The 20,729-nt window shown below is 67.8% G+C and carries 17 protein-coding genes; 5 read left to right on the top strand and 12 right to left on the bottom strand.

Annotation, left to right across the window (positions count from 1 at the left end; translation table 11 throughout):
- From pdeM to ACZK2G_RS16140, 4 genes are read right to left on the bottom strand one after another with little or no spacing between them, the layout of a single operon-like run.
- Complete coding sequence (gene pdeM, locus ACZK2G_RS16155; protein WP_295376415.1) at positions 1-642, bottom strand: ligase-associated DNA damage response endonuclease PdeM; 642 nt, start codon at positions 640-642, stop codon at positions 1-3.
- Complete coding sequence (locus ACZK2G_RS16150; protein WP_478473829.1) at positions 632-3,091, bottom strand: ligase-associated DNA damage response DEXH box helicase; 2,460 nt, start codon at positions 3,089-3,091, stop codon at positions 632-634. Before ACZK2G_RS16150 ends, pdeM begins: the two co-directional genes overlap by 11 nt.
- Complete coding sequence (locus ACZK2G_RS16145; protein ID WP_478473828.1) at positions 3,088-4,695, bottom strand: ATP-dependent DNA ligase; 1,608 nt, start codon at positions 4,693-4,695, stop codon at positions 3,088-3,090. Before ACZK2G_RS16145 ends, ACZK2G_RS16150 begins: the two co-directional genes overlap by 4 nt.
- Complete coding sequence (locus tag ACZK2G_RS16140) at positions 4,692-5,690, bottom strand: ligase-associated DNA damage response exonuclease (RefSeq protein ID WP_046985813.1); 999 nt, start codon at positions 5,688-5,690, stop codon at positions 4,692-4,694. Before ACZK2G_RS16140 ends, ACZK2G_RS16145 begins: the two co-directional genes overlap by 4 nt.
- A 113-nt stretch (positions 5,691-5,803) precedes the next feature.
- On the opposite strand from ACZK2G_RS16140, the gene ACZK2G_RS16135 reads away from it, so the two are divergent.
- Positions 5,804-7,441: an acyl-CoA dehydrogenase family protein gene (locus tag ACZK2G_RS16135; protein WP_046985814.1), complete on the top strand. Its 1,638-nt coding sequence runs from the start codon at positions 5,804-5,806 to the stop codon at positions 7,439-7,441.
- Positions 7,442-7,807: 366 nt separating this feature from the next.
- Here the strand turns inward: ACZK2G_RS16135 and ACZK2G_RS16130 are convergent, their stop codons facing one another.
- The 3 genes from ACZK2G_RS16130 to ACZK2G_RS16120 all read right to left on the bottom strand — a co-directional run bounded on the left by ACZK2G_RS16130 (position 7,808) and on the right by ACZK2G_RS16120 (position 10,017).
- The gene (locus ACZK2G_RS16130) at positions 7,808-8,218 is read right to left on the bottom strand and encodes a hypothetical protein (RefSeq protein ID WP_046985815.1); all 411 of its coding nucleotides are present in this window, start codon (positions 8,216-8,218) and stop codon (positions 7,808-7,810) included.
- A 157-nt stretch (positions 8,219-8,375) separates the two neighbouring features.
- The gene (locus ACZK2G_RS16125; RefSeq protein ID WP_004153024.1) at positions 8,376-8,717 is read right to left on the bottom strand and encodes a hypothetical protein; all 342 of its coding nucleotides are present in this window, start codon (positions 8,715-8,717) and stop codon (positions 8,376-8,378) included.
- 124 nt (positions 8,718-8,841) lie between these two features.
- Positions 8,842-10,017 carry a thiolase family protein gene (locus ACZK2G_RS16120; RefSeq protein WP_012511797.1) on the bottom strand — a complete coding sequence of 392 codons (1,176 nt, stop codon included), beginning with the start codon at positions 10,015-10,017 and terminating at the stop codon, positions 8,842-8,844.
- Positions 10,018-10,200: 183 nt separating this feature from the next.
- Here ACZK2G_RS16120 and ACZK2G_RS16115 point away from each other — a divergent pair, with 183 nt between their 5' ends.
- Positions 10,201-13,044, top strand: a complete 2,844-nt coding sequence (locus tag ACZK2G_RS16115) for a S8 family serine peptidase (RefSeq protein ID WP_478473826.1) — start codon at positions 10,201-10,203, stop codon at positions 13,042-13,044.
- A gap of 44 nt (positions 13,045-13,088) precedes the next feature.
- Here the strand turns inward: ACZK2G_RS16115 and ACZK2G_RS16110 are convergent, their stop codons facing one another.
- The gene (locus tag ACZK2G_RS16110; RefSeq protein WP_004153019.1) at positions 13,089-14,186 is read right to left on the bottom strand and encodes a Glu/Leu/Phe/Val dehydrogenase dimerization domain-containing protein; all 1,098 of its coding nucleotides are present in this window, start codon (positions 14,184-14,186) and stop codon (positions 13,089-13,091) included.
- A 278-nt stretch (positions 14,187-14,464) separates the two neighbouring features.
- Here ACZK2G_RS16110 and ACZK2G_RS16105 point away from each other — a divergent pair, with 278 nt between their 5' ends.
- Positions 14,465-15,541 (top strand): HDOD domain-containing protein, encoded by a 1,077-nt coding sequence (locus ACZK2G_RS16105; RefSeq protein ID WP_046985817.1) that lies wholly within the window; start codon positions 14,465-14,467, stop codon positions 15,539-15,541.
- Positions 15,542-15,544: 3 nt separating this feature from the next.
- On the opposite strand, the gene ACZK2G_RS16100 is transcribed toward ACZK2G_RS16105, so the two are convergent.
- The 3 genes from ACZK2G_RS16100 to ACZK2G_RS16090 all read right to left on the bottom strand — a co-directional run bounded on the left by ACZK2G_RS16100 (position 15,545) and on the right by ACZK2G_RS16090 (position 18,529).
- Positions 15,545-17,134: a phospholipase D family protein gene (locus ACZK2G_RS16100; protein WP_046985818.1), complete on the bottom strand. Its 1,590-nt coding sequence runs from the start codon at positions 17,132-17,134 to the stop codon at positions 15,545-15,547.
- A 148-nt stretch (positions 17,135-17,282) separates the two neighbouring features.
- On the bottom strand, positions 17,283-17,981 hold the full coding sequence (locus tag ACZK2G_RS16095; protein WP_046985819.1) for an RNA pseudouridine synthase: 699 nt from the start codon (positions 17,979-17,981) through the stop codon (positions 17,283-17,285).
- 47 nt (positions 17,982-18,028) lie between these two features.
- A complete protein-coding gene (locus ACZK2G_RS16090) occupies positions 18,029-18,529 on the bottom strand; it encodes a M48 family metallopeptidase (RefSeq protein ID WP_046985820.1) in 501 nt (166 codons plus the stop codon).
- Between the two features lie 61 nt (positions 18,530-18,590).
- On the opposite strand from ACZK2G_RS16090, the gene ACZK2G_RS16085 reads away from it, so the two are divergent.
- The gene (locus ACZK2G_RS16085) at positions 18,591-19,148 is read left to right on the top strand and encodes a DUF2058 domain-containing protein (protein WP_046985821.1); all 558 of its coding nucleotides are present in this window, start codon (positions 18,591-18,593) and stop codon (positions 19,146-19,148) included.
- Between the two features lie 160 nt (positions 19,149-19,308).
- Positions 19,309-19,572 (top strand): DksA/TraR family C4-type zinc finger protein, encoded by a 264-nt coding sequence (locus ACZK2G_RS16080; RefSeq protein ID WP_046985823.1) that lies wholly within the window; start codon positions 19,309-19,311, stop codon positions 19,570-19,572.
- Positions 19,573-20,107: 535 nt separating this feature from the next.
- On the opposite strand, the gene ACZK2G_RS16075 is transcribed toward ACZK2G_RS16080, so the two are convergent.
- Positions 20,108-20,701 carry a mechanosensitive ion channel family protein gene (locus tag ACZK2G_RS16075; RefSeq protein ID WP_136639571.1) on the bottom strand — a complete coding sequence of 198 codons (594 nt, stop codon included), beginning with the start codon at positions 20,699-20,701 and terminating at the stop codon, positions 20,108-20,110.
- Positions 20,702-20,729: the final 28 nt, after the last annotated feature.

The raw sequence follows: 20,729 nt of genomic DNA, 5'->3' as shown, positions 1-20,729 counted from the left end.
TCACGGCGCTGGCAGTTGCACCAGGCTGCCTTCCACGCAGGCCAGCATGCGCTCGCCGCGTGCCGGTGCAGGAACGATGCCAGCGGTGAACGCGGAGAACGCGGGCAGGACCGTGATCCGCTCGCGCAGCCAGAAGGCGGGAAAGCGCCGGCGCAGCGAAGGCAATGCAACCTGCGGATGCAGATGCCCGGCGATCACGTGCAATGCCGCATCCGGTGTTGGTTCATGGCGGAGCAGGAATGGCGGCAGTCGCGCTTCCTCGTGGATCTGCACCTGCAGTTGGGCATGCGGCAGCTGACGGTCGTGATTGCCGCGCAGCACATGCACCTCCAGCCCGGCATTCCGTTCGCGCCAGCCCAGCCACTGCTGGTACCACGCTGCGCGATGCGCTGGCCCATGCAGGATGTCGCCGAGAATCCACAGTTCGCGACAGGCATGCTCGTCCAGCAACACCTGCAGTCGTTGCAGGTCTTCCGAAGTGCCGCCGCTCGGCAGCGCGATTCCCGCGCGGCGGAACACATCAGCCTTGCCCAGGTGCAGGTCGGCGATCAGCAGCGCCTGCCGCGCTGGCCAGTACAGTGCGCGCGTGCCGGCAACAATCATCGGCTCGCCGGCCAGCAGCAGCGGAAGTTCATCGGCCATGGCGGCGTTCCAGCTGGTGTGCGGCGCGCTGCACGCGGGTCCGCCAGTCTTCGTTGCTGAACTGCCCGCGCAGCCGCTCGGCCCACAGCGGGAACCCCAAAGGCGTGAGTGATGAAGGGCGCTGCACCGAAAGGGACTTCGTGCCGATCTTCGCCAGTACCTGCTGCAGTCCGGGAAGGTCCAGGCTGTCGTGCAACACTTCGTGTTCGGCCAATGCCAGCAGCAGATGGTCGGGATCGTGCTCGCGCAGCACGTCGTACAGCAGGCCCGCCGAGGCCTGCAGCTGGCGCAGCGAACGCGGCATGCCGCCTGGCAGGCTCGGCACCAGCAGGCCGGCCACGCGCGCGATGCCGCGGAACTGCCGACGCGCCAGCTCACCGAGGTTCACCGCTGCACGCAGGTCATCGAGCAGTTGATCGGTGGTGAACAGGGCCAGCCACTGCTGCGCGTCCAGATCGACCGCCTGTGCCGGTGCCAGCACCAGGCCGTGGTCGTTCACCGCATAGCCGATGCTGTTGCGCTGCCGGCGCGTGATGCGCAGTGCCAGCAGTGCGGCCAGTGCCTCGTGAACGTGACGGCCGGCAAACGGAAACACGAACAGGAACTGGCCCTCGCGGCGCCGCACCTCCTCCACCAGCAGGCGGTCCTGCCCCGGAAGTGCGGACAGTTGCTCCTGCAGTGCCAGCAGCGGTGCCAGCCAGCGTGATTCGGCACTCGCGTCGGCCCCTGACAGGACCGCTTCCAGTTCGTGCCCGAGCGCCATCGACAACGGCAGTTGGCCACCCTGCCAGCGCGGCACAACGCCGTCGCCAGCTCCGCGCGCCAGCCGCACGAAGGCGGTCATGTCGCGCAGCTGCACCAGCTCAAGCAGGCGGCCCGCGAACTGGAAACGATCACCGCGGCGCAGACGGCTGGCGAACTGTTCCTCCACCGCGCCCAGGCCTCCGCCGCGCAGGAACTGCACGCGAACGCTGCCATCGCTGCTGATGGTGCCGATTGACAACCGGTGGCGCAGCGCCTGGCGGCGATCATGCATTCGGTAGTGGCCATCGGCGTCCTGCACGACCTTGTGGAAATCGGGGTACTGGGCCAACGCCTGGCCGCCCTGCACGATGAATGTCAGCACCGCCTGCCACTGATCATCAGCAAGCGCGGCGAAGGCATGGGTGCGACGTACCTGCGCCAGCAACGCATCGCTGTCGAAGCCGCCGGCGAGCGCGCGGCTGACCGCATGCTGGGCCAGTACATCCAGCGACAGTGTCGGCGGTCGCCGTGCTTCGACCACGCCTTCACGCAACGCGCGGCGCACGGCTGCGTACTCGGCCAGTTCCAGCGCGTGGCTGGGAATGCACAGGACGGTGCCGCTGGCACCGGGACGATGGCGCGCGCGGCCTGCGCGTTGGCGCAGGCGTGCCACGCCCTTAGGGCTGCCGAGCTGCAGCACCTGTTCGACCTCTGGAAAATCCACGCCAAGGTCGAGGCTGGACGTGGCGACCACGCAGCGCAATGCGCCGGCGCGCAGTCCTTCCTCGACCTGCTGGCGCAGCACCGGATCCAGCGAGCCGTGGTGCAGCGCCAACGTGTGTGGATCTTCCGGCCAGACCGCGGCCAGCGCCTGGTGCCACAGTTCGGCCTGCGCGCGGGTGTTGGTGAATAACAGGCTGCTGCGCGCCTGCATCAGCGCGTCCAGCACACGCGGCAGCTGTGCAAGGCCAAGATGCCCGGCCCACGGAAAACGTTCTCCTGGTTCGGGCAGCAGGCTGCGTACCGTGATCGGGCGCGGGCGGACGCCTTGCACGATCGGTGCGTCCGGACGGTCGGGCAGCAGCACGTCGCGCGCCTGGGCAAGATTGCCCAGCGTGGCCGACAGCCCCCACAGCTGCAGCGCGGGGGCGGCGTCGCGCAGCACCGCCAGGTCCAACTGCAGCAGCACGCCGCGCTTGTTGCCCAGCAGTTCATGCCATTCGTCCACCACCACGCAGCGCAGCTGGCGCATGCGCGGCAGCGTATCCGGATAGCTCAGCAGCAGCGCCAATGATTCCGGCGTAGTCACCAGCACATCGACGCGACCCTCGCGTGCCTGTCGGCGTTCGCGGCTGCTGGCGTCGCCACTGCGCAGCCCGACGCGCCAGCCCAGTCCCAGTCCATCGACCACGGTCTGCAGTGCGTGGGCGGTATCGCTGGCCAATGCGCGCAAAGGCGTGACCCACAGCACCTGCGGCGGACGCACCGCACTGGCGCGGCGGGGAGCCGGCTGCGGATCGATCATCGCCTGCAGCAAGGGGCCGCCGAACATCGCCAGCGTCTTGCCGCTGCCGGTGGGTGTGTGCAGCAGGCCGGATTCTCCTGCCAGGTAATGCCGCCACATCGCGCGCTGGAACGGCAGTGAGCGCCAGCCTCGCGTCGCGAACCAGTCTTCCAGCCGGCGCAGCGCCTGGCTGCGGGTCATCGCGCCAGCGCCTGCAGGCTGGCCAGCTGGTCGGCCTCACTGGCCGGTTTGTCGTGCCGCCAGCGCAGGATGCGCGGAAAACGCACGGCGATCCCGGACTTGTGCCGGCTGCTGCGGTTGACCGCTTCGAACCCGAGTTCGAATACCTGTTCGGCGCGCACGCTGCGCACAGGCCCGAAGCGCTCGCGCGTGTTGGCGCGGATCCAGCGATCGAGAGCCAGGATCTCCTTGTCGTCCAGACCCGAATAGGCCTTGGCTACCGGCACCAGCGTGTCGCCGTCCCATACCCCGAAGGTGTAGTCGGTGTACAGCGTGCTGCGCCGCCCGTGTCCAGCCTGCGCGTACAACAGCACGGCATCGATGGTGAGTGGATCGACTTTCCATTTCCACCAGTCGCCGCGTCGTCGTCCGGACTGGTAAGCCGATGCGCGCCGCTTCACCATCAATCCTTCGACACCACGCTCGCGTGCTGCTTCCCGCAGTGCTGCAGCCTGCGACCAGTCATCGGCGGGAACTTCGGGCGAGAGCTGGATACGCGTGTCGCCCAGTGCGCCGATGACTTCGGCGAGGCGCATGCGCCGTTGCTGCAACGGCAGTCCGCGCAGATCCGTGCCCGCCTGTTCAAGCAGGTCGTAGGCCAGCACCCGTACAGGTGTGTTGCGCAACGTCGCCGTACCGGGCTTGCGCCGTTGGATGCGGGTCTGCAGCGCGGTGAAGGCGCGCGGCAGGCCGGTGGCCTCATCCCAGGCCAGCAGCTCGCCGTCCAGCACGCAGCCATCGGGGAGGCTCATCGCCGCCTGTTCGATCTCGGGGAAGCGGCCGTCCAGGCGCTCCTCGCCGCGTGACCACAGTGCCACTTCGCCACGCCGGCGCAGCAGTTGCAGGCGGATGCCATCCCATTTCCATTCCAGCAGCCAGTCGTCGACGGGACCGAGGCGATCGCCGGGAGTGCCTTCCAGTGGCGAGGCGAGGAAGAACGGGTAGGGCTGTTGCCGGTCCAGTGGCAGCTCGTCCGGCGACAACAGCTGGCCCAGCAGCCCGGGTGAGGGCACCCAGTCGCCGAGCATGCGCTGGGCGATGCGCGCGATGTCCAGGCCGGACCATTCGGCCAGCGCCTGCTGCACCAGACGCTGCGAAACACCCACGCGCAGGGCGCCGGTGAGCAGTTTGTTGAACACCAGGCGTTCGCGGCTGCACAGCTGCTGCCAGCCCGAGACCACCGCCTCGCGGCGTACCGGTTCGGGCTGGTTGGCCACCGCCAGGAGGTGCTGTTCGATCCATTCGGCCAATGGCCGGTCGAGCGAAGGCTGCGCTGGATCATCCAGCAGCAGGGTCAGTGTCTCGGCCAGGTCTCCGACCTGGGCATAGCTGTCTTCGACCAGCCACGGTGGCAGCGCCGATTCTTCGGCAATCCAGGCGCGCAGTTCGCCACTGGCGGCGATCTTGCGGCGTGCGCCGCCTACCTTGCCGCCGCTGAGCAGGTACAGCGCCCACGCCGCATCATGCGCACGTGCATGGCGGAAGTAGTCGACCAGCGCCGCACGCTTGTCCAGTGTCGCGGTGCTGCGGTCCAGGCGCTGGTAGAGCGCGGCGAAGGCCTTCATTCCTCGCTCCCGAAATCGGTACGGAAGGCTTCGGCAGCCACGCCGCGCTCGCGCAGGTAGGGAATCAATGCGTCGGTATTGCCATGGGTGGCGATTACCCGCTGCGCGCCGGTCTGTTCGATGGTCTGCAGCAGTGCGGGCCAATCGGCGTGGTCGGAAATGACGAAACCGCGATCGACATTGCGGCGACGACGGTTGCCACGCAGTTGCATCCAGCCCGAGGCGAAACCCAGCTGGTGGCGGCCGAAGCGGCGCATCCATGGTGTGCCCGCGGCCGAGGGCGGGGCGAGGATCAACTGGCCCGCCGCGTCCGGCTGGCGGCCCTGTTCGGCCACGGCGAGCGTCTCCAGCATCGGTACGCCGGCCTGCCGGTAGACCGCCACGCCATTGGCGATGGCGCCGTGCAGCCAAACCGGGCGATCATCCAGCGGCAGCAGTTCAGCCAGCACCCGCTGCGCCTTGCCGAGGGCATAGCAGAGCAGGATCGCGGCCTCGCCGCGCTGCTCGCATTCGCGGCGCCAGGCGACGATCTCTGCAGCGACTGCGGGGGTGTCCGGCCAGCGATAGATCGGCAAGGCAAAGGTGGCCTCGGTGATGAAGGTATCGCAGCGCACCACTTCGAACGGCGTGCAGGTGGGATCAGGCTGGCGCTTGTAATCGCCGGAGGCTACCCAGACCTGCTCGCCGTCATCGATGCGCACCTGCGACGAACCGAGTACATGGCCGGCCGGATGCAGCGACACCTGCACCCGGCCGAGCTGGAAGGGCACACCTTCGGCATGCGCCTGCACCGGTACATCACCGAGCCGCCAGCGCAGGATCGGCAGGCTGCCTTTGCTGCAGTGGTATTCGCCCATGCCCGGGCGGGCGTGGTCGCCATGGCCATGGGTGATGACCGCGCGCGGCACCGGCCGCCAGGGATCGATATGGAAATCACCCGCGGCGCAGTACAGCCCTTCCGGGCGCAGTACCACCAGATCGTCGTTGCCTGCCATGCGATCACTGTGGCGCGCGCTTCGTGCACGGGGTGAGAATCGGCCTGAACGCGGGCTTGGCGGGCGATGCGGCACAATCGGGACGCACACTTCTTGCCGCCAGGATGGACCGGATGAGTGGACCGAGCTTCAGCAGCAATGCGCCCTTCGAAACCCATGTGGTGCTCAACCAGCCACCCCCGTTTGCCGGCCGCCAGCTGTGGACCGACGATGTGGCGTTGATGGAGGCGGTGCAACGCGAAGGCGCCGGCAGCTTCGCGCCGCGGTTGGCGGTGTACGGCGCGCTGGCCGGTGATGAGCTGTACCGGCTCGGCTTCGATGCCAACCGCGATCGCCCGCGCCTGCGCACGCACGATGCGCAGGGCCACCGCATCGATACGGTGGAGTTCCATCCGGCCTATCACCAGCTGATGGGTACGGCGAAGTCGCACGGCGTCGCTGGATTGTCCTGGCACGAGCCACAGCCCGGCGCACATGTCGCGCGGGCGGCGCTGAGCTACCTGCACCACCAGGCCGAGGCCGGCACCAGTTGCCCACTGACCATGACCCACGCAGCGGTGGCGGTGCTGCAGTCGCAGCCGCACCTGGCCGAGTGGGCGCGCAAGGCCGCCGCGCCGGTCTACGACCCGCGCGATGTACCGGCAACGGACAAGGCCGGCATTACCCTCGGCATGGGCATGACCGAGAAGCAGGGCGGTTCGGATGTGCGTGCCAACAGCACGCGGGCCGAACCGATCGATGGCGAGCGTTACCGGCTGGTTGGCCACAAGTGGTTCTTTTCGGCACCGATGTGCGATGGCTTCCTGGTGCTGGCACAAGCGCCGGGGGGATTGACCTGCCTGCTGATGCCGCGCCGGCTGGCCGATGGCGACCGCAATGCGTTCCGGTTGATGCGGCTGAAGGACAAGCTCGGTGACTGGGCCAACGCGTCCAGCGAGGTCGAGTTCTGCGGTGCGCAGGCATGGCGCGTGGGCGAGGAGGGGCGCGGCGTGGCCACCATCATCGGCATGGTGATGATGACCCGCCTGGACTGCATGCTGGGCGCGGCGGCGGAGATGCGCATGGCCTTGTCGCAGGCGCTGCACCATGCACGCCATCGGCGCACGTTCGGCAAGCTGCTGGTGGAGCACCCGCTGATGGCCAACGTGCTGGCCGACCTGGCGCTGGAGTCGGAGGCGGCCACGGTGCTGTCGATGCGCATCGCGCGTGCAGTGGACCGTGCCGGTGTGGACGCCAATGAGGCGGCGCTGGCGCGGGTGGGTACGGCGCTGGGCAAGTACTGGGTCTGCAAGCGTGCGGCGGGCTTCGTCAACGAGGCGCAGGAATGCCTGGGTGGCGCGGGCTATGTGGAAGAGTCGATGCTGCCGCGCTTGTACCGGCAGGCGCCGTTGAATTCGATCTGGGAGGGCAGCGGCAACATCCAGTGCCTGGACGTACTGCGCGCGTTGGCGCGTGAGCCGGAGGCGCTGGAGGCGCTGCGCACTGAACTGGCGTCGGTGGCCGACCGGGATGCGCGCTATGCAGCGGCATTGCAGCGCTGGGCAGCGGCGGCGCCGCCGGACGAGTCGCAGGCGCGGCTGTTCTGCGAGCGCACCGCGCTGCTGCTGCAGGCCGCGCTGCTGCTGCGTGCGCGCAGCCCGATGGCGGAGGCATTCGTACGCAGCCGGTTGGAAGGGGAGCACGGGCTGGCGTTCGGGACGCTGCCGATGGGGCTGGATCTGTCGGCGATGCTGGCGCGTGCGCTGCCGTAGGAGGTGGCCAACGGCGGAGCCCCTCGTGGTGGACGGCGCGGAGTCTGCGTCGTGAGCGGGCCGCGCGGGTAGGTCGCGCAGGGGGCGCTGCAAGTACGTCCATGTAAGCTCGGTCGCCGCTTGCTCGTGTACGCAGTCCTGCGCACACGGCAAGACCGGGGTTGGGCGTCCTGCCCAACCCGCCCGAGGCATGCCTCGGGCCCATGCGGCTCACGCCCCTGCGCAACCCACCCGCGCGGCCGGGACAGTTTCCGTGGGCGGCACACCACGGAATCAACAGAAGAAGCGAAAAGCAAAAAGCAGAAAAGCCGCGGCAGTGCCGCGGCTTTTCCTGTGGCGCCGAGCCGATGCCTGGCGAACGAACCTTTAGTGCTTGGCTTCTTCCTTGGCCGCGTTGGTCTTCGCGTCGTTGGCGACATCGCGGGCCTTGTCGGCAACCTTCTGCGCGGCGTTGGCGGTGGCGTCGCTGGCGTGTGCGGCGGCGTCGGTTGCAGCGTCCTTGGCCTTGTCGGCAGCGTTGGCGGTAGCGTCTGCTGCCTTGTCCAGCGCCTGCTGGGTATCGGCGGCGGCCTGCTCGGAGGCGGCGGCGGTCTTGTCGGCGGCTTCGCGGGTGGCAGCCGCAGCCTTGTCGACGGCGTCGCGGGCGGCAGCGCCAGCGCTGTCGGCGGCCTGCTGTGCGTCCTGCTTGGCCTGTTCGGCTTCCGGGCCCTTGCAGGCGGCCAGGGCCAGCAGCAGGGAGGCGGCCAGCAGGGTGGTGGTGATCGGACGAATCTTCATGGCGGTCTCCGGTACTGCAATGGATGGGGACGCCAGCCTATTCATGCCGTTGTGAAGACGGGGTCGCGATGCAGCGGCTCAGTCGCGCGCATTCGGGAAAAGAAAAAGCCGCTGGCGAACCAGCGGCTTTTCCAGAACAGCGTGAAGAAAGAAGTTATTACTTCTTGGCTTCTTCAGCAGCGTCCTTGGCCTTCTCAGCGGTGCCTTCAGCAGCCTTGGCAGCGTCAGCAGCGGCGCCGGCAGCGGCGTCGGTGGCAGCAGCGCCAGCCTGGGCAGCAGCGTCAACCGAAGCGTCAGCAGCGGTGGCGGCGGTGTCAGCGGCCTGCTGGGCAGCGTCGGCGGTCTGGGCGCCAGCAGCGGCGGCCTGGTCGGCAGCAGCCTGGGCTTCGGTGGCGGCTTCGTTGGCCGAAGCAGCGGCGTCCTGGGCAGCTTCCTGCTTCGAGCAGGCGGCCAGGGCCAGAGCCAGGGACATCGCGACCAGCAGCTTGTTGATGCTCATTGTGTAAATCCTCGTCGTTAGAATTAGGCAACGCGCATGCTGCGCGCCGACAACATGATGACAAGCCAAGATTGGGTGTCAAGCGATCCCGCATTCATTTTTGCGAAATCATCGTTAAATCTTTTTAAATCAATTCGATGGCGATTGCGGTTGCTTCGCCGCCGCCGATGCACAGGGTGGCAATGCCGCGCTTGCCACCGCGCGTGCGCAGGGCGTTGACCAGGGTCACCACCAGGCGTGCGCCGGAGGCACCGATGGGATGGCCCAAAGCGCAGGCACCGCCATTCACGTTGAGCTTGTCGTGCGGGATGCCCAGTTCGCGCATCGGCGCCATTGCGACCACGGCAAAAGCCTCGTTGATTTCGAACAGGTCGACCTGGTCCAGCGACCAGCCGGTCTTGTCCAGCAGCGTGTGCAGCGCGCCGATCGGGGCGGTGGTGAACCACTCCGGTTCCTGCGAATGGGTCGCGTGGCCGACGATGCGGGCCAGCGGCGTGATGCCGCGCGCCGCGGCGTCTTCCTCAGTCAACAGGACCACTGCAGCAGCGCCATCGGAGATGCTGGAGGAGCTGGCGGCGGTCACGCTGCCGTCCTTCTTGAAGGCCGGACGCAGGGTCGGAATCTTGGCGATGTCCGAACGGCCCGGCTGCTCGTCCGTGGCGACCTCAACCTCGCCCTTGCGGGTGGCGACCTTCACCGCGACGATTTCATCGGCGAACGCACCGTTGGCCTGTGCCGCCTGCGCGCGCTTGACCGATTCGATGGCGTAGGCGTCCTGCTCTTCGCGGCTGAACTGGTACTTGTCCACCGCACATTCGGCGAACTCACCCATCGCCTTGCCGTCGTATGCGTTGACCAGCCCATCGTGGGCCATGTGATCGACCGCCTGGAAGTTGCCGAAGCGGTTACCGGTGCGCGAGTTGGGCAGCATGTGCGGCGCGTTGGACATCGATTCCATGCCGCCGGCGACCACGATGCGGGCCGAACCGGCCTTGATCAGGTCATGGCCGAGCATGATGGTCTTCATGCCCGAGCCGCATACCTTGTTGAGGGTGGTGGCACCGACCGACAGCGGGATGCCGGCAGCGATCGCGGCCTGGCGGGCGGGCGCCTGGCCGAGGTTGGCCGGCAGCACGCAGCCCATCAGGACTTCAGAAACGTCGCTGGCCGGGACACCCGACTGCTCCAGGGCGGCGGCGATGGCGGCCGCGCCGAGGGTCGGGGTCGGCACACCGGTGAACTGGCCGAGGAAGGAGCCGATGGCGGTGCGCTTGGCGGCGGCGATGACGATGTTGGACATGGCAATCTCGTTGATGCGTAAGCAATGTTCGGAAAGGAAACCGGGGGCCGTTGGAAGCGTCCCGGTTTCCCGGCAGACTGCGTGGGGGTCGGCCCAAGTATAGAGGGTCGGGGAGGGCCGCCGCTGGGCGCCGCCGCATGCCTGCCAGGATCAAGGCAGGCCAACGTTCATGGGAAGGAATCGATGGAGCGCACGACGATGATGAGGTCTGTCCTGGCAACCGCGCTGGCGCTGGCGCTGACCGCTTGTGGTGGAGGTGGTGGCGGCAGCAATGTGCGCATCGATCCGCCTGCTCCCCCCGTGCCGCCACCGACCACGCCGCCACCCACCACGCCGCCGCCGGCCAAACCGCAGGAGCCGACCTTCGATGCGCATCTGGCAGTCACCAACGCGCGTGCCGCACAGGCCGCCGGACTGACTGGCCAGGGTGTGCGCATCGGTATCGTTGACTCGGGCGTGCAGCGCAATGCGGTGGCGCTGAATGGACGGGTGCTGGCCAACTTCAACTACATCGATCCGGCCAGGAACAATCTGGGCGTTGACGACGTGGTCGGCCATGGCACCGCGGTGGCCAGCCTGGCCGCCGGCGCAGCGGTGGGGTCGTGGCCGGGGGGGATCGCGCCGGACGCCCAGATCGTGTCGGCACGGATCATTTCCGACAAGCCACCGACCGATGACGGCAGTGGCCAGGGCAATTCCTTCAGCGGCCCGCTGGGCGTGGCCCAGGTCCATCAGGACCTGATCAGCTACAACGTGAAGGTGATGAACAACTCATGGGGCGGCCTGTACTGGACCGACCTGCCGACCACTGCGCAGGTGGCTGCCGAGTACCGGCCGTTCGTGATCAGTCACGGTGGCCTGGTGGTGTTCGCCGCTGGCAACGATGGTCGCAGCGAGCCGAGCAGCCTGGCCGCGCTGCCCAGCCAGAAGGGCGTGGCCGGTTCACTGCCCGCGGCCGATCTGGAGCGCGGCTGGCTGGTGGCCACCGCCGTGGATCCCTATGCGCCCGGTACTCTGGCCAGCTACGCCAATGCCTGTGGGCAGGCCGCACGCTATTGCCTGGCGGCACCGGGCAGCGCGGTCTATCCCGATGCCGGTGGCGGCAGCTACTACTGGAACTACGGCACCTCGTTCGCGGCGCCATTGATTTCCGGCGCTGCCGCACTGGTCTGGCAGCGCTTCCCATACTTCGACAACAACCTTGTACGGCAGACCCTGCTGGGCACCGCCAAGGACATCGGCGCGCCCGGCGTGGACCCGGTGTTTGGCTACGGTCTGCTCGACATCGGTCGTGCGATCAACGGTCCCGGCCGCTTCGACTGGGGTGATGTGGTCGCCAACGTGGATGCGGGCTCGACCAATTCGATCTGGAGCAATGACATCACCGGCGGCGGTGGCCTGGTCAAGCAGGGCGGCGGCAAGCTGGTGCTGGTCGGCAACAACAGCTATGCCGGCGCCACCCGCATCGAGCGCGGCATCCTGTCGCTGCAGAACGGCGGCGTCATCCGCTCCAACGTGACCATTCTCGGCCAGCCCGATCCGGACTCCACTGGGCTGCAGTTCAACGGTGGCACGCCACGGGTGATCGGGCACGTGACCAACGGCAGCAGTGTGTTCCTCACCACCGCTAATACCACCGGCACCATCGAGGGCAATTACACCCAGCAGGCCGGTGCGCAGCTGATGATCGCTCTCGGCGCCAATGCGCTGCAGGTCACCGGCAACGCGAAGATCGACGGCGGCGTACGCGTGCACGGCATGGTCACCGGCTACGTGCCGCAGAACGGCGCCCGCCAGGATCTGATCCATGCGGCGGGCAGCCTGAGCGGCACCTTCAGCACCCCGGCCACGTCTACCGGTCTGCAGGGACTCTCCCTGGTGTCATCCACTTATGGCTATGACAGCAACAACGCCTGGTTGAACCTGACCCAGGTCAGCGTCACTGCCGCGGCCAGTGGACTGAGTACCTCGGCGCAGGCGGCCGCGCAGCGCGTGCAAGGCGCATTCGCTGTGCTCGATGGCAATCCCGGCCTGCAGGGATCGCAGTTCGGTGCGGCAGCCGCTGCGCTGCAGTGGACCGGCGGTGGCCAGCAGGGTCTCGCCGACAGCCTGCAGAGCCTGTCCGGGCAGGCGCATGCGCGGGCCGAGGCGGCGACGTTCGACAGCATCGACATGTCGCGGCGCGCGATCGCCGAGCGCTTCGATCGCGTGCAGGCGGCACCGCGGCTGCGCGGCACCTGGCAGAGCGCGCTGGGCGAGGCCGGGCAGGGCAGCTTCGCCGGCAATACCGCCGACAGCCGTGGCTGGATGGCGGGCCAGGATCTGCCGCTGGGCAGCAACGGCTTGATGGGCGTGGCCTTCGGCGAGACCCGCAGCAACGGTGGCAGCAGCTTCGGTGGTGATCGCGGCCGCGACCGGCAGGCACAGGCGCAGCTGTATGCCGGCTGGAACCTCGGGCGTGGTTACGCGCTGGCCCAGTTCGGCAGCGGCCAGTTCACCCGCGCGCTGGACCGCCAGCTGCTGCTGGGCGCTGGCGCGTATGGCGTGTCTGCACGCTACGGCGGCCGTTTCAGCAGTGCCAGTGTCGAAGGCGGTTATCGCTTCGGTCGCGCAGGGGCATCGTTGACGCCGTATCTGGGGGCCAGCAGCACCCGCGTCGATACTGATGCGTTCAACGAGCTGGGCGGGTTCGGCTTCGGCCTGCGCGGTGATGCCAACCGCGTGCAACGCAGCCAGATGCTGGCCGGCCTGCGTGGTGAACGCGGGTGGGGACGCTGGACCCTGCGTGGTCACGCCGAATGGCAGCAGCGCTTGGATGGACGCGACGCGGACTGGCAGGCCAGTTTCGTCGGCGTCGATGCCTGGGCGCCACTGGCCGGCTGGGATGCGCCGCGCGGCAGTGCGCTGTTCGGTGTGGCGCTGGAATCGTGGTGGGGCCGCAATGGACGCCTGAGCCTGGGCTTCGACCAGCGCGTGGGTGGCAATGATGCGCGGCAGGCCGCGTTGCGCTACAGCACCGGCTTCTGAGGATCGGGTCGCGCCGGGGAATGCCCGGCGCGACCACGGCAGGCTCAGCCGCCGCGCAGGTTGCCCAGGCGCGGGGTGCTGCGGCCGAGCGGCATCTTCAGCTTGCCGATCGACAGGATGCGGCTCTCGGCGATGCGGTCGGCCGCCCGCTGCGGCGCGATGTTCTCGCGCTGCGACAGTTCGAAGATGCGGGTGAGGTTGTGGTAGATGCTGCGGATCAGGCGCATCGCGCGTTCGCGGTTGTAGCCATCGATCTCCAGCGACACGTTCATCACGCCGCCGGCGTTGACCGCATAGTCCGGCGCATACAGGATGCCGCGCGCGTGCAGCTCATCGCCGATTTCCAGGCTCGACAGCTGGTTGTTGGCGGTACCGCAGATGATCTTCGCCTTGATCCGCGGCAGGGTGTCGGCATTGATGGCGCCTTCCAGTGCGCACGGTGCGAACACATCGGCGTTCACCTCGTGGATCTCGTCCGGCTTGACTGCTTCGGCGCCGAAATCGCTGACCGCGCGATCAACCAGCGCGCTGTCCAGATCGGTGACATACAGCTTGGCTCCGCGATCGCGCAGCAGCTTCACCAGTTCCATGCCGATGTGGCCCAGGCCCTGCACCGCGATGCTGGTCTTGCCCACTTCCTCATGGCCGAACTTGAAGCGCATCGCCGCCATCAGCGCCTGCAGCGCACCGTAGGCGGTGAAGGGCGCCGGATCGCCGGAGCCGCCATGGACCTGGTGAACGCCGGTCACGAACTGGCTCTCCAGGTAGATGTTCTCCATGTCGTTGACGTCGGTGCCGACGTCCTCGGCGGTGATGTAGCGCCCACCGAGCGAATCGACATAGCGGCCGAAGGCACGGAACAGAACTTCGGTCTTGTCCACCTTCGGGTCGCCGATGATCACGGCCTTGCCGCCACCCACGTTGAGGCCGGCCAGCGCATTCTTGTAGGTCATCGTCCGGCTCAGCCGCAGCACGTCAGCCAGTGCCTCGTCGGTGCTGGCGTAGGGACGCATGCGCACGCCGCCCAGGGCCGGGCCCAGGGTGGTGTTGTGGATGGCGATGATCGCCTGCAGGCCGGCGTCGTGGTTGTGGCAGAACACCACCTGTTCGTGGCCGGTGGTGGCGAGGGTTTCGAATAGCATGGCGTCTCCGATGGCGCGAACAGCGGCGAACTGCAGCGAACGGCCAGTGAACGGTAGGGTCCCAAAACAAAAAAAGCGACGTCGTCGGTGCAGGGGGACGGGTCGCGCGGCGCCATTCTAGTCCATTCCCCCGGCCGGTGCCGTCGACATCGGCAGCCTTCCGGTTAAAGAAGATGAAAGTGCGGCCGATGCTGCGACGACGGCGGGTAGCCGGATTCGTGTGAAGAGGCAGGGCAGTCAGTGACGGCACGGGCACCACAACGACAGGGCGGGCGGCGATGACGCCGGCCTGGTGGCGATCGCTGCGCGGCTGGCTGGCGCGCTCGACCGGGACCGCACCGTCCCGCTTGGCGGCTGTATCGCGACAGGCAGTGGCGGCGGCAGCTGCCAGCCTGCAGGGTGAAGCCCTGCCATCGGCGGAGATCGCGGCACATCTGCAGCGCGGCCTGCATGCGCTGGCGCTCTACCCTCGGCTGGCCGGTGAGCCGGCGCCGGTGCAGGATCCGGCGTTGGGGGAAGCGGTGGCACGCGCGCTGCAGGACCGCGACTGGGCCACCCGGCAGCTTCCACGCCGTCCGCAGCTGCTGCCGCAATTGATCCAGACCGTGAACGACGATGCCGCCTCGGCACGGGTAATGGCCGCGATCATCGGCCAGGACCCGGTGCTGACCGGCAATTTGCTGCGCATCGCCAACAGCCCGGCCTACAAAGTGCACGAGCGACCGGTGGAGAGTCTGCAGCGGGCGGTGACCCTGGTCGGTACCGAAGGCGTGCGGCAGATCATCAGTGCAGTGCTGGTGCAGCCGGTGATGCAGATGCAGTGCGATGCGTTCCCGCAGTTCAGCACGATCATCTGGGAGCACGCGCTGCTGGCTTCGCGCGCGGCTGCCGACCACGCGCGCACGGTCACCTTCGGTGATGCCTTCGCCGCACAGTGGCTGGGTCTGGTGCAGGGGCTGGGTGCGGCGCTGGTGATGCGCCAGCTGCTGCAGGAAGCCCAGGCACGCGGAGAAGCTGTGGAGCCGGCGCTGGCCCTGCAGCTGCTGCAGCAGTGGTCGCTGCCGTTGGCACAGCGCGTGGCAGCGGCATGGGAACTGCCCGAGCCGGTGCACCAGGCGCTGGCGCCGGAGGCGGACGGACCACTGGCCGACAGCCTCCGCCTGGCCAGCGCGGCGGCTGCGGCCAGCCTGTTGTGCCGGCATGGCCATGCCAGCCAGGGCCGCATGCTGGCCCTGCTTGAACAACTGCCGTCGGCACCACCGCATGCGCTGCGCTGGATCTGGCGGCGCCTGCACGGCCGCAGCGTGGAAACGCTGGATGAAGCCGCACAGGATGAGGCCGGAACGGCACCCTGAGCGCTACAGCTGCGATTCCACCGGCAGCCAGCTGATCACCCGCGCGGTCCAGCGCTTGCCTAGGCTGGCACCGGGTTCGGCTTCGACCCAGTGCGGCGGCGGCTGCCGTTGCAGCCAGCGCAGCGCATCGTTCCGGCCCAGTGCCAGCCACCAGCTGTGTTCGGGGCTGGCCAGGCGCAGGTATTCATCGCGCAGCTGCGCCCCCAGCACTGGGTCGTCGAACAACACGCCCATCTCGGTATTGAGGAAGGCCGAGCGCGGGTCGAGGTTGAACGAGCCGACGAAGCCGCGGCGGTCATCGACCACGAACGCCTTGGTGTGCAGGCTGGCACCGCTGCTGCCGAACAGGCTGGTATCCAGCTGGCCATGCGCCTTCAGCTCGTACAGCTGCACGCCGGCCTTCAGCAACGGCACGCGATAGCCCATGTAGCCACCGTGTACCGCCGCCACGTCGTTGGCGGCCAGTGAGTTGGTGACCACGCCGACCTGCGCACCGCGCGCAGCCATTGCCGCCAAACCCTCCACGCCTTCCACGCCAGGCACGAAGTACGGCGAGATCAGCAATGCACTGCGACGGGTGCTGCGCAGTTCCTCACTGAGCGTGCTGACCAGCCAGCCGCGGCGATCATCGTCGCGGTGCTTCATCGGTGGATCGGAAGCGATGCGTACGTTCGCGCTCCAGTGCAGCGGCTCAGGGCTGGGCCGCTGCAGGCGGCGCGAGTCGGCCACACGCTGCAGATAGGGCTGCGCCTTGGCATGCATCGCATCCAGGTCCGACTGCCGTACCAGCTGTCGCAGCTGTTCATCGCTGTATGACGCCAGCGCGGAAATCGGGATGGCCGCGCTGCTGTTCCAGTAGTCGTCGAAGATCTGGTTGGCCTGCTGCACGGCGGGCCCGGCCACCACCAGGTCCAGGTCCTGGAAGTTCACGTCGTCGCGCGCGCTGAAGTATTCCTCGCCGATGTTGCGGCCACCGACGATCGCGATGCGGCCGTCTGCGATCCAGCTCTTGTTGTGCATGCGGTGGTTCACGCTGAAAGCGCGCTGCACCAGCTCCAGCGTACGCGCGATGCCGCTGCGGTTGCGGAACGGGTTGTACAGGCGGATCTCGATGTTCGGATGCGCATCGAGCGCCATCATCAGCGCGTCCTTGTCCTTGGCGTTCATGTCGTCGAGCAGGATCCGCACGCGCACACCGCGCTCGGCGGCGTCGTACAGCGCCTTGGCCATCAGGTGGCCGATCAGGTCGTCGTGCCAGATGTAGTACTGCAGGTCGAGGCTGCGTCCCGCATGCGAGGTGATCATCGCGCGCGCCGCGAAGGCGTCCATGCCATCGCTGAGGAAGGCCACGCCGGATTGCCCGGGATGGGCCGCCTGCAGCGGCCCGATCTGCTGGTCGATACGGGTCTGCGCCGGCTGCAGTGGCAGCACCTGCGAGGGCACGCCACGCGCCTGCGGGGTGAGGTGGTCGGCCAGCAGCAGGCCGGACAGGACCAGCAGCAACAGAATTGCGAGGAGGATCGCAGCGACGCGCAGCAGGCGTCGCCACAGGGGCTTGGGCGGGCTCATGCCCCGATGGTAGATCCACGCCATGCGTGGATGAAAGCCAACAGACCTGTCGCCGTAGATCCACGCCATGCGTGGATGGGGTCAGAGCCCTTTCCCGCGGAAAGGGATCCGACCCCGAGGGTTGAAGGGGCAGAGCCCTTGCCTGCGGCAGGGGATCCGACCCTGGACGGCCTCAGAACCGCTCGTCGCTGCCCAGGTAGCGCCACTGCCCCGGCGGCAGCGGCCCCAGCGCCACGCGGCCGATGCGCAAGCGGCGCACTGCGGCAACCTGCAGCCCCACGGCGCCGACTGCCACGCGCAGGCCCTTGGCCGTCAGGCCCTTGCCGGCGAAGCGCAGGCGCTGCTCACTCTGCCAGCTGACCTTGGCCCCACCGGATTCGTGCTGCAGCCGCGCCATCAACCAGGGCCCGCGTTCGGGTCCGCCTTCAGCCACTTCGATCAGGTACTCCTGCTCGGTGCGGCCGAGATTGCGCTGCAGGTGGGCGAGCGTCGCCGGATCCTGGCTGACCACCACCAGGCCGCTGTCGCTGGCCGGAAGCGCGGCAGCCAGCTGCAGTCCATGGAAATGGCGCTGCAACGGGCGGGTACCGCTGGCATCAAGTTCACTGCGGCTGTCGCTGCTGATCAACGCACACAGCGCTTCGGCCGCGACGCCAGCAGGCTTGTGCAGCAGCATGGTGACCCGCTCGGCCTTGTCATCGCTGGCCTGTTCGGCCACCACGATCACCGCGCTCTCGTCGACCGGGCGCTGCGGCTGCTCGACCACCTCGCCATTGACGCTGACCCAGCCGCCTTCGATGTAGCGCCGGGCTTCACCGCGCGGGATGCCGAGCAGGGCGGACAGGCGTTTGTCGAGACGGGTCGGTTCCATGGCGGAAAGGTCAGGCAGGGGGCGCGCAGTGTAGCCGCAACGCCGGTTCAGCGCTGGCCGCGGTTGGCCAGCTCGGTCAGGTACAGGCGGGTATCGAACTCCAGCTGCAGGTAATCCGGCTCCATGTGCTGGCACAGCTGGTAGAAGGCCTTGTTGTGGTCGGCCTCCTTCAGATGGGCCAGTTCGTGCACCACGATCATGCGCAGGAATGCGGCAGGCGCCTGCCGGAACACGGTGGCGATGCGGATCTCGCGGCTGGCCTTGAGGCGGCCACCGTGTATGCGGGAAATGGCGGTGTGGGTGCCCAGTGCGTGCTTGATGACTTCCAGCGTATTGTCGTAGCAGACCTTGTTGAGCGGCACCGATTTGCGCAGGTAGCGGTCCTTCATGTCCTGCGTGTAGTCGTACAGCTGGCGGTCGCTGCGCACTTCATGCGGATCGGGATAGCGCTGCTGCAGCCAGGGGCCGAGCTTGCCCTGCGCCAGCAGTTCGCTGACCTGGGCGACCAGGGGTTCGGGATAGCCGGTGAGGTACTTCAGGACTGCCATGCAGGGGCGGCGGGGCGTCGGTAGAATGGGGCCTCCAGATTACACGCGGTACGCATCGACCATGGCAAAGCCCAACGCGCTGCAGGAACAATTGCTCAAGGCCGGCCTGGCCAAGAAGTCGCAGGCCAGCGCCGCCGCGAGCGCGCAGGCCAAGGCCCGCCAAGGCAAGGCCGAATCGACCTCGGCCGAGGTCCAGCGTGAGGCTGAACGTGCCCGCGCGGAGAAGATCGAGCGCGATCGCGCGCTGGCGGCCGAGCGCAATGCCCAGGCCAAGCAGGCTGAACAGAAAGCCCAGGCCAAACAGATCATCAGCGCCCATGCCGTGCCCCACAAGGGCGACGACGAGTACCGCTTCAGCGACGGTGCGGCGATCCGCACCCTGTTGATCGACCCCAAGCTGCGCAAGGCGCTGTCGGTGGGCGTGCTGGTCATCGTCGCCCACGGCGAGGGCTACGCGTTGCTGCCGCGCGCTGCCGCCGAAAAGGTGCGTGAACGTGCCCCGGAAGCGATCATCGTCGATCACGGCCAGCAGGGCTCGACCTCCGAGATCTCCACCGGCAACGCTGAAGACGATGCCTACTACGCCCAGTTCCAGGTGCCGGACGACCTGGTCTGGTAAGCAAGAAAGGGGACGGAGGGGATTAAGTCGCGATCGACCTGATCCGGGCCGTCTGCCTTCTGCTCAGCTTGCTGAAGGCCCGCCGGGAATGGCCCGGCGCTACCGTTTACTGCGCGGTGTATCGTCCCCATATCAGGCGACACACGTGCGGAGGATGGCCATGGCCACCGGTTGGGCGGGAGACGGCGCGGTCCAGGACCAGATCGATGCCACGGTTGACGATGCGATTGCCCGCGCGCGGCGCCAGCTGCGTGAGGGCCCGGGTCTGGAGCACTGTGAGGAGTGCGACGCACCGATCCCGTTGGCGCGGCGCCAGGCCGTGCCTGGTGTACGTCTGTGCGTGGCGTGCCAGCAGGCGCACGACGAAGAGCAGGCGCACAGTGGCTACAACCGGCGCGGCAGCAAGGACAGCCAGTTGAGGTAAAGGTTGTTCGGCAGGGCTTGCAGCCCTGCACCCGCAGATGCTTCAAGCCAGGGCAACAGCAACAGCTGGCATTCAGTGGGATGGCGGGACGGTGTGGGTAGGCAGGACACGCCGTAAACCCATCCATGGGGGCTCGATGGCGCCATCCATGGCGCCAACGGTCCTGCCTACCCACACCGTCCCACCTCTGACAGATTTCCTGGATCTGATAGATCCACGCCATGCATGGATGAAATCTGTCAGATATCGATAGTCAAATTGGGGTCAGAGCCCGTTGCGTAGCAACGGGATCCGACCCCGTGCCGTCCCGGCAGATCGCGGAAATCTGTCGAAGGCGGGGTGGGGCCGGTGGCGGGAGTGTCCGCGGCATGGATGCCGCGGCCAAGCCCCCATGGACGGGTTTACGGCGTCTCCCGCCACCGGACCCACCCCGTCATCCCACAGGAAGCCAGCTTTTGCTGTTGCTTCGGCTGTTGCTGGTGCTGTTGCCCCAGCTCGTAGCGGGTGCAGGGCGCAGCCCTGCCGAAAACCACCCTCAGCCGTCGCCCTGGATGCCACCGGGGGCCTGTGCCGGGTCACGCCAGCGGCGCACCGTGCGCTGGAAGAACAGGTTGTTCGGCAGCTGCAGCACCGTGCCCTCGTGGCCGTCGCCGGTTTCCTGCAGCGTGGTGTAGATCAGGTTCACGTCGATCACCCGGCCCTTCAGGCCCGGCTTCTCGCCGTTCTCCAGTACTTCGATGTAATCGTGCAGGCGGAACGGGCGGGTGGTGAAGATCAGCAGCGTGCAGAAAATGTTGGACAGCACGCTCCAGGCCGCGAAGAAGGCCACCGCGCCCACGGCAGCGAAACCGGTGAACGCAGTCCACAGCACCGAAGGTGACGCGCCCAGCAGGCTGAGGATGTACAGCAGCGCGCTGAAATAGACCACGAAACTGCTGATCCGGCGTGCGCCCATCGCCATCTCCGGCGGCAGTGTGTAGTGCTCGGCGAAGCGGCGGATCAGGCGCCGTGCCAGCACCCTGACCAGCCAGGCGGCAAGCAGGGTCAGCAGGATCTTCACGGCGATACCCACGTCATGCAGCCAGGGGTAGGTCCAGGGGGGCAGGTGATCCTTCAGCGACAACATCATGGGACGACAACAGGTGGCGGTAACAAAC

Source organism: Stenotrophomonas sp. 107298_Sma (genome assembly GCF_056480345.1).
The sequence above is the reverse complement of the archived record's forward strand: the minus strand, read 5'-3'. Positions and strand labels throughout refer to the sequence as shown.

What these genes read in the sequence shown, in the direction of transcription:
- pdeM (WP_295376415.1), bottom strand. Translation starts at nt 642, where the DNA reads ATGGCCGATGAACTTCCGCTGCTGCTGGCCGGCGAGCCGATGATTGTT.
- ACZK2G_RS16150 (WP_478473829.1), bottom strand. Translation starts at nt 3,091, where the DNA reads ATGACCCGCAGCCAGGCGCTGCGCCGGCTGGAAGACTGGTTCGCGACG.
- ACZK2G_RS16145 (WP_478473828.1), bottom strand. Translation starts at nt 4,695, where the DNA reads ATGAAGGCCTTCGCCGCGCTCTACCAGCGCCTGGACCGCAGCACCGCG.
- ACZK2G_RS16140 (WP_046985813.1), bottom strand. Translation starts at nt 5,690, where the DNA reads ATGGCAGGCAACGACGATCTGGTGGTACTGCGCCCGGAAGGGCTGTAC.
- ACZK2G_RS16135 (WP_046985814.1), top strand. Translation starts at nt 5,804, where the DNA reads ATGAGTGGACCGAGCTTCAGCAGCAATGCGCCCTTCGAAACCCATGTG.
- ACZK2G_RS16130 (WP_046985815.1), bottom strand. Translation starts at nt 8,218, where the DNA reads ATGAAGATTCGTCCGATCACCACCACCCTGCTGGCCGCCTCCCTGCTG.
- ACZK2G_RS16125 (WP_004153024.1), bottom strand. Translation starts at nt 8,717, where the DNA reads ATGAGCATCAACAAGCTGCTGGTCGCGATGTCCCTGGCTCTGGCCCTG.
- ACZK2G_RS16120 (WP_012511797.1), bottom strand. Translation starts at nt 10,017, where the DNA reads ATGTCCAACATCGTCATCGCCGCCGCCAAGCGCACCGCCATCGGCTCC.
- ACZK2G_RS16115 (WP_478473826.1), top strand. Translation starts at nt 10,201, where the DNA reads ATGGAGCGCACGACGATGATGAGGTCTGTCCTGGCAACCGCGCTGGCG.
- ACZK2G_RS16110 (WP_004153019.1), bottom strand. Translation starts at nt 14,186, where the DNA reads ATGCTATTCGAAACCCTCGCCACCACCGGCCACGAACAGGTGGTGTTC.
- ACZK2G_RS16105 (WP_046985817.1), top strand. Translation starts at nt 14,465, where the DNA reads ATGACGCCGGCCTGGTGGCGATCGCTGCGCGGCTGGCTGGCGCGCTCG.
- ACZK2G_RS16100 (WP_046985818.1), bottom strand. Translation starts at nt 17,134, where the DNA reads ATGGCGTGGATCTACCATCGGGGCATGAGCCCGCCCAAGCCCCTGTGG.
- ACZK2G_RS16095 (WP_046985819.1), bottom strand. Translation starts at nt 17,981, where the DNA reads ATGGAACCGACCCGTCTCGACAAACGCCTGTCCGCCCTGCTCGGCATC.
- ACZK2G_RS16090 (WP_046985820.1), bottom strand. Translation starts at nt 18,529, where the DNA reads ATGGCAGTCCTGAAGTACCTCACCGGCTATCCCGAACCCCTGGTCGCC.
- ACZK2G_RS16085 (WP_046985821.1), top strand. Translation starts at nt 18,591, where the DNA reads ATGGCAAAGCCCAACGCGCTGCAGGAACAATTGCTCAAGGCCGGCCTG.
- ACZK2G_RS16080 (WP_046985823.1), top strand. Translation starts at nt 19,309, where the DNA reads ATGGCCACCGGTTGGGCGGGAGACGGCGCGGTCCAGGACCAGATCGAT.
- ACZK2G_RS16075 (WP_136639571.1), bottom strand. Translation starts at nt 20,701, where the DNA reads ATGATGTTGTCGCTGAAGGATCACCTGCCCCCCTGGACCTACCCCTGG.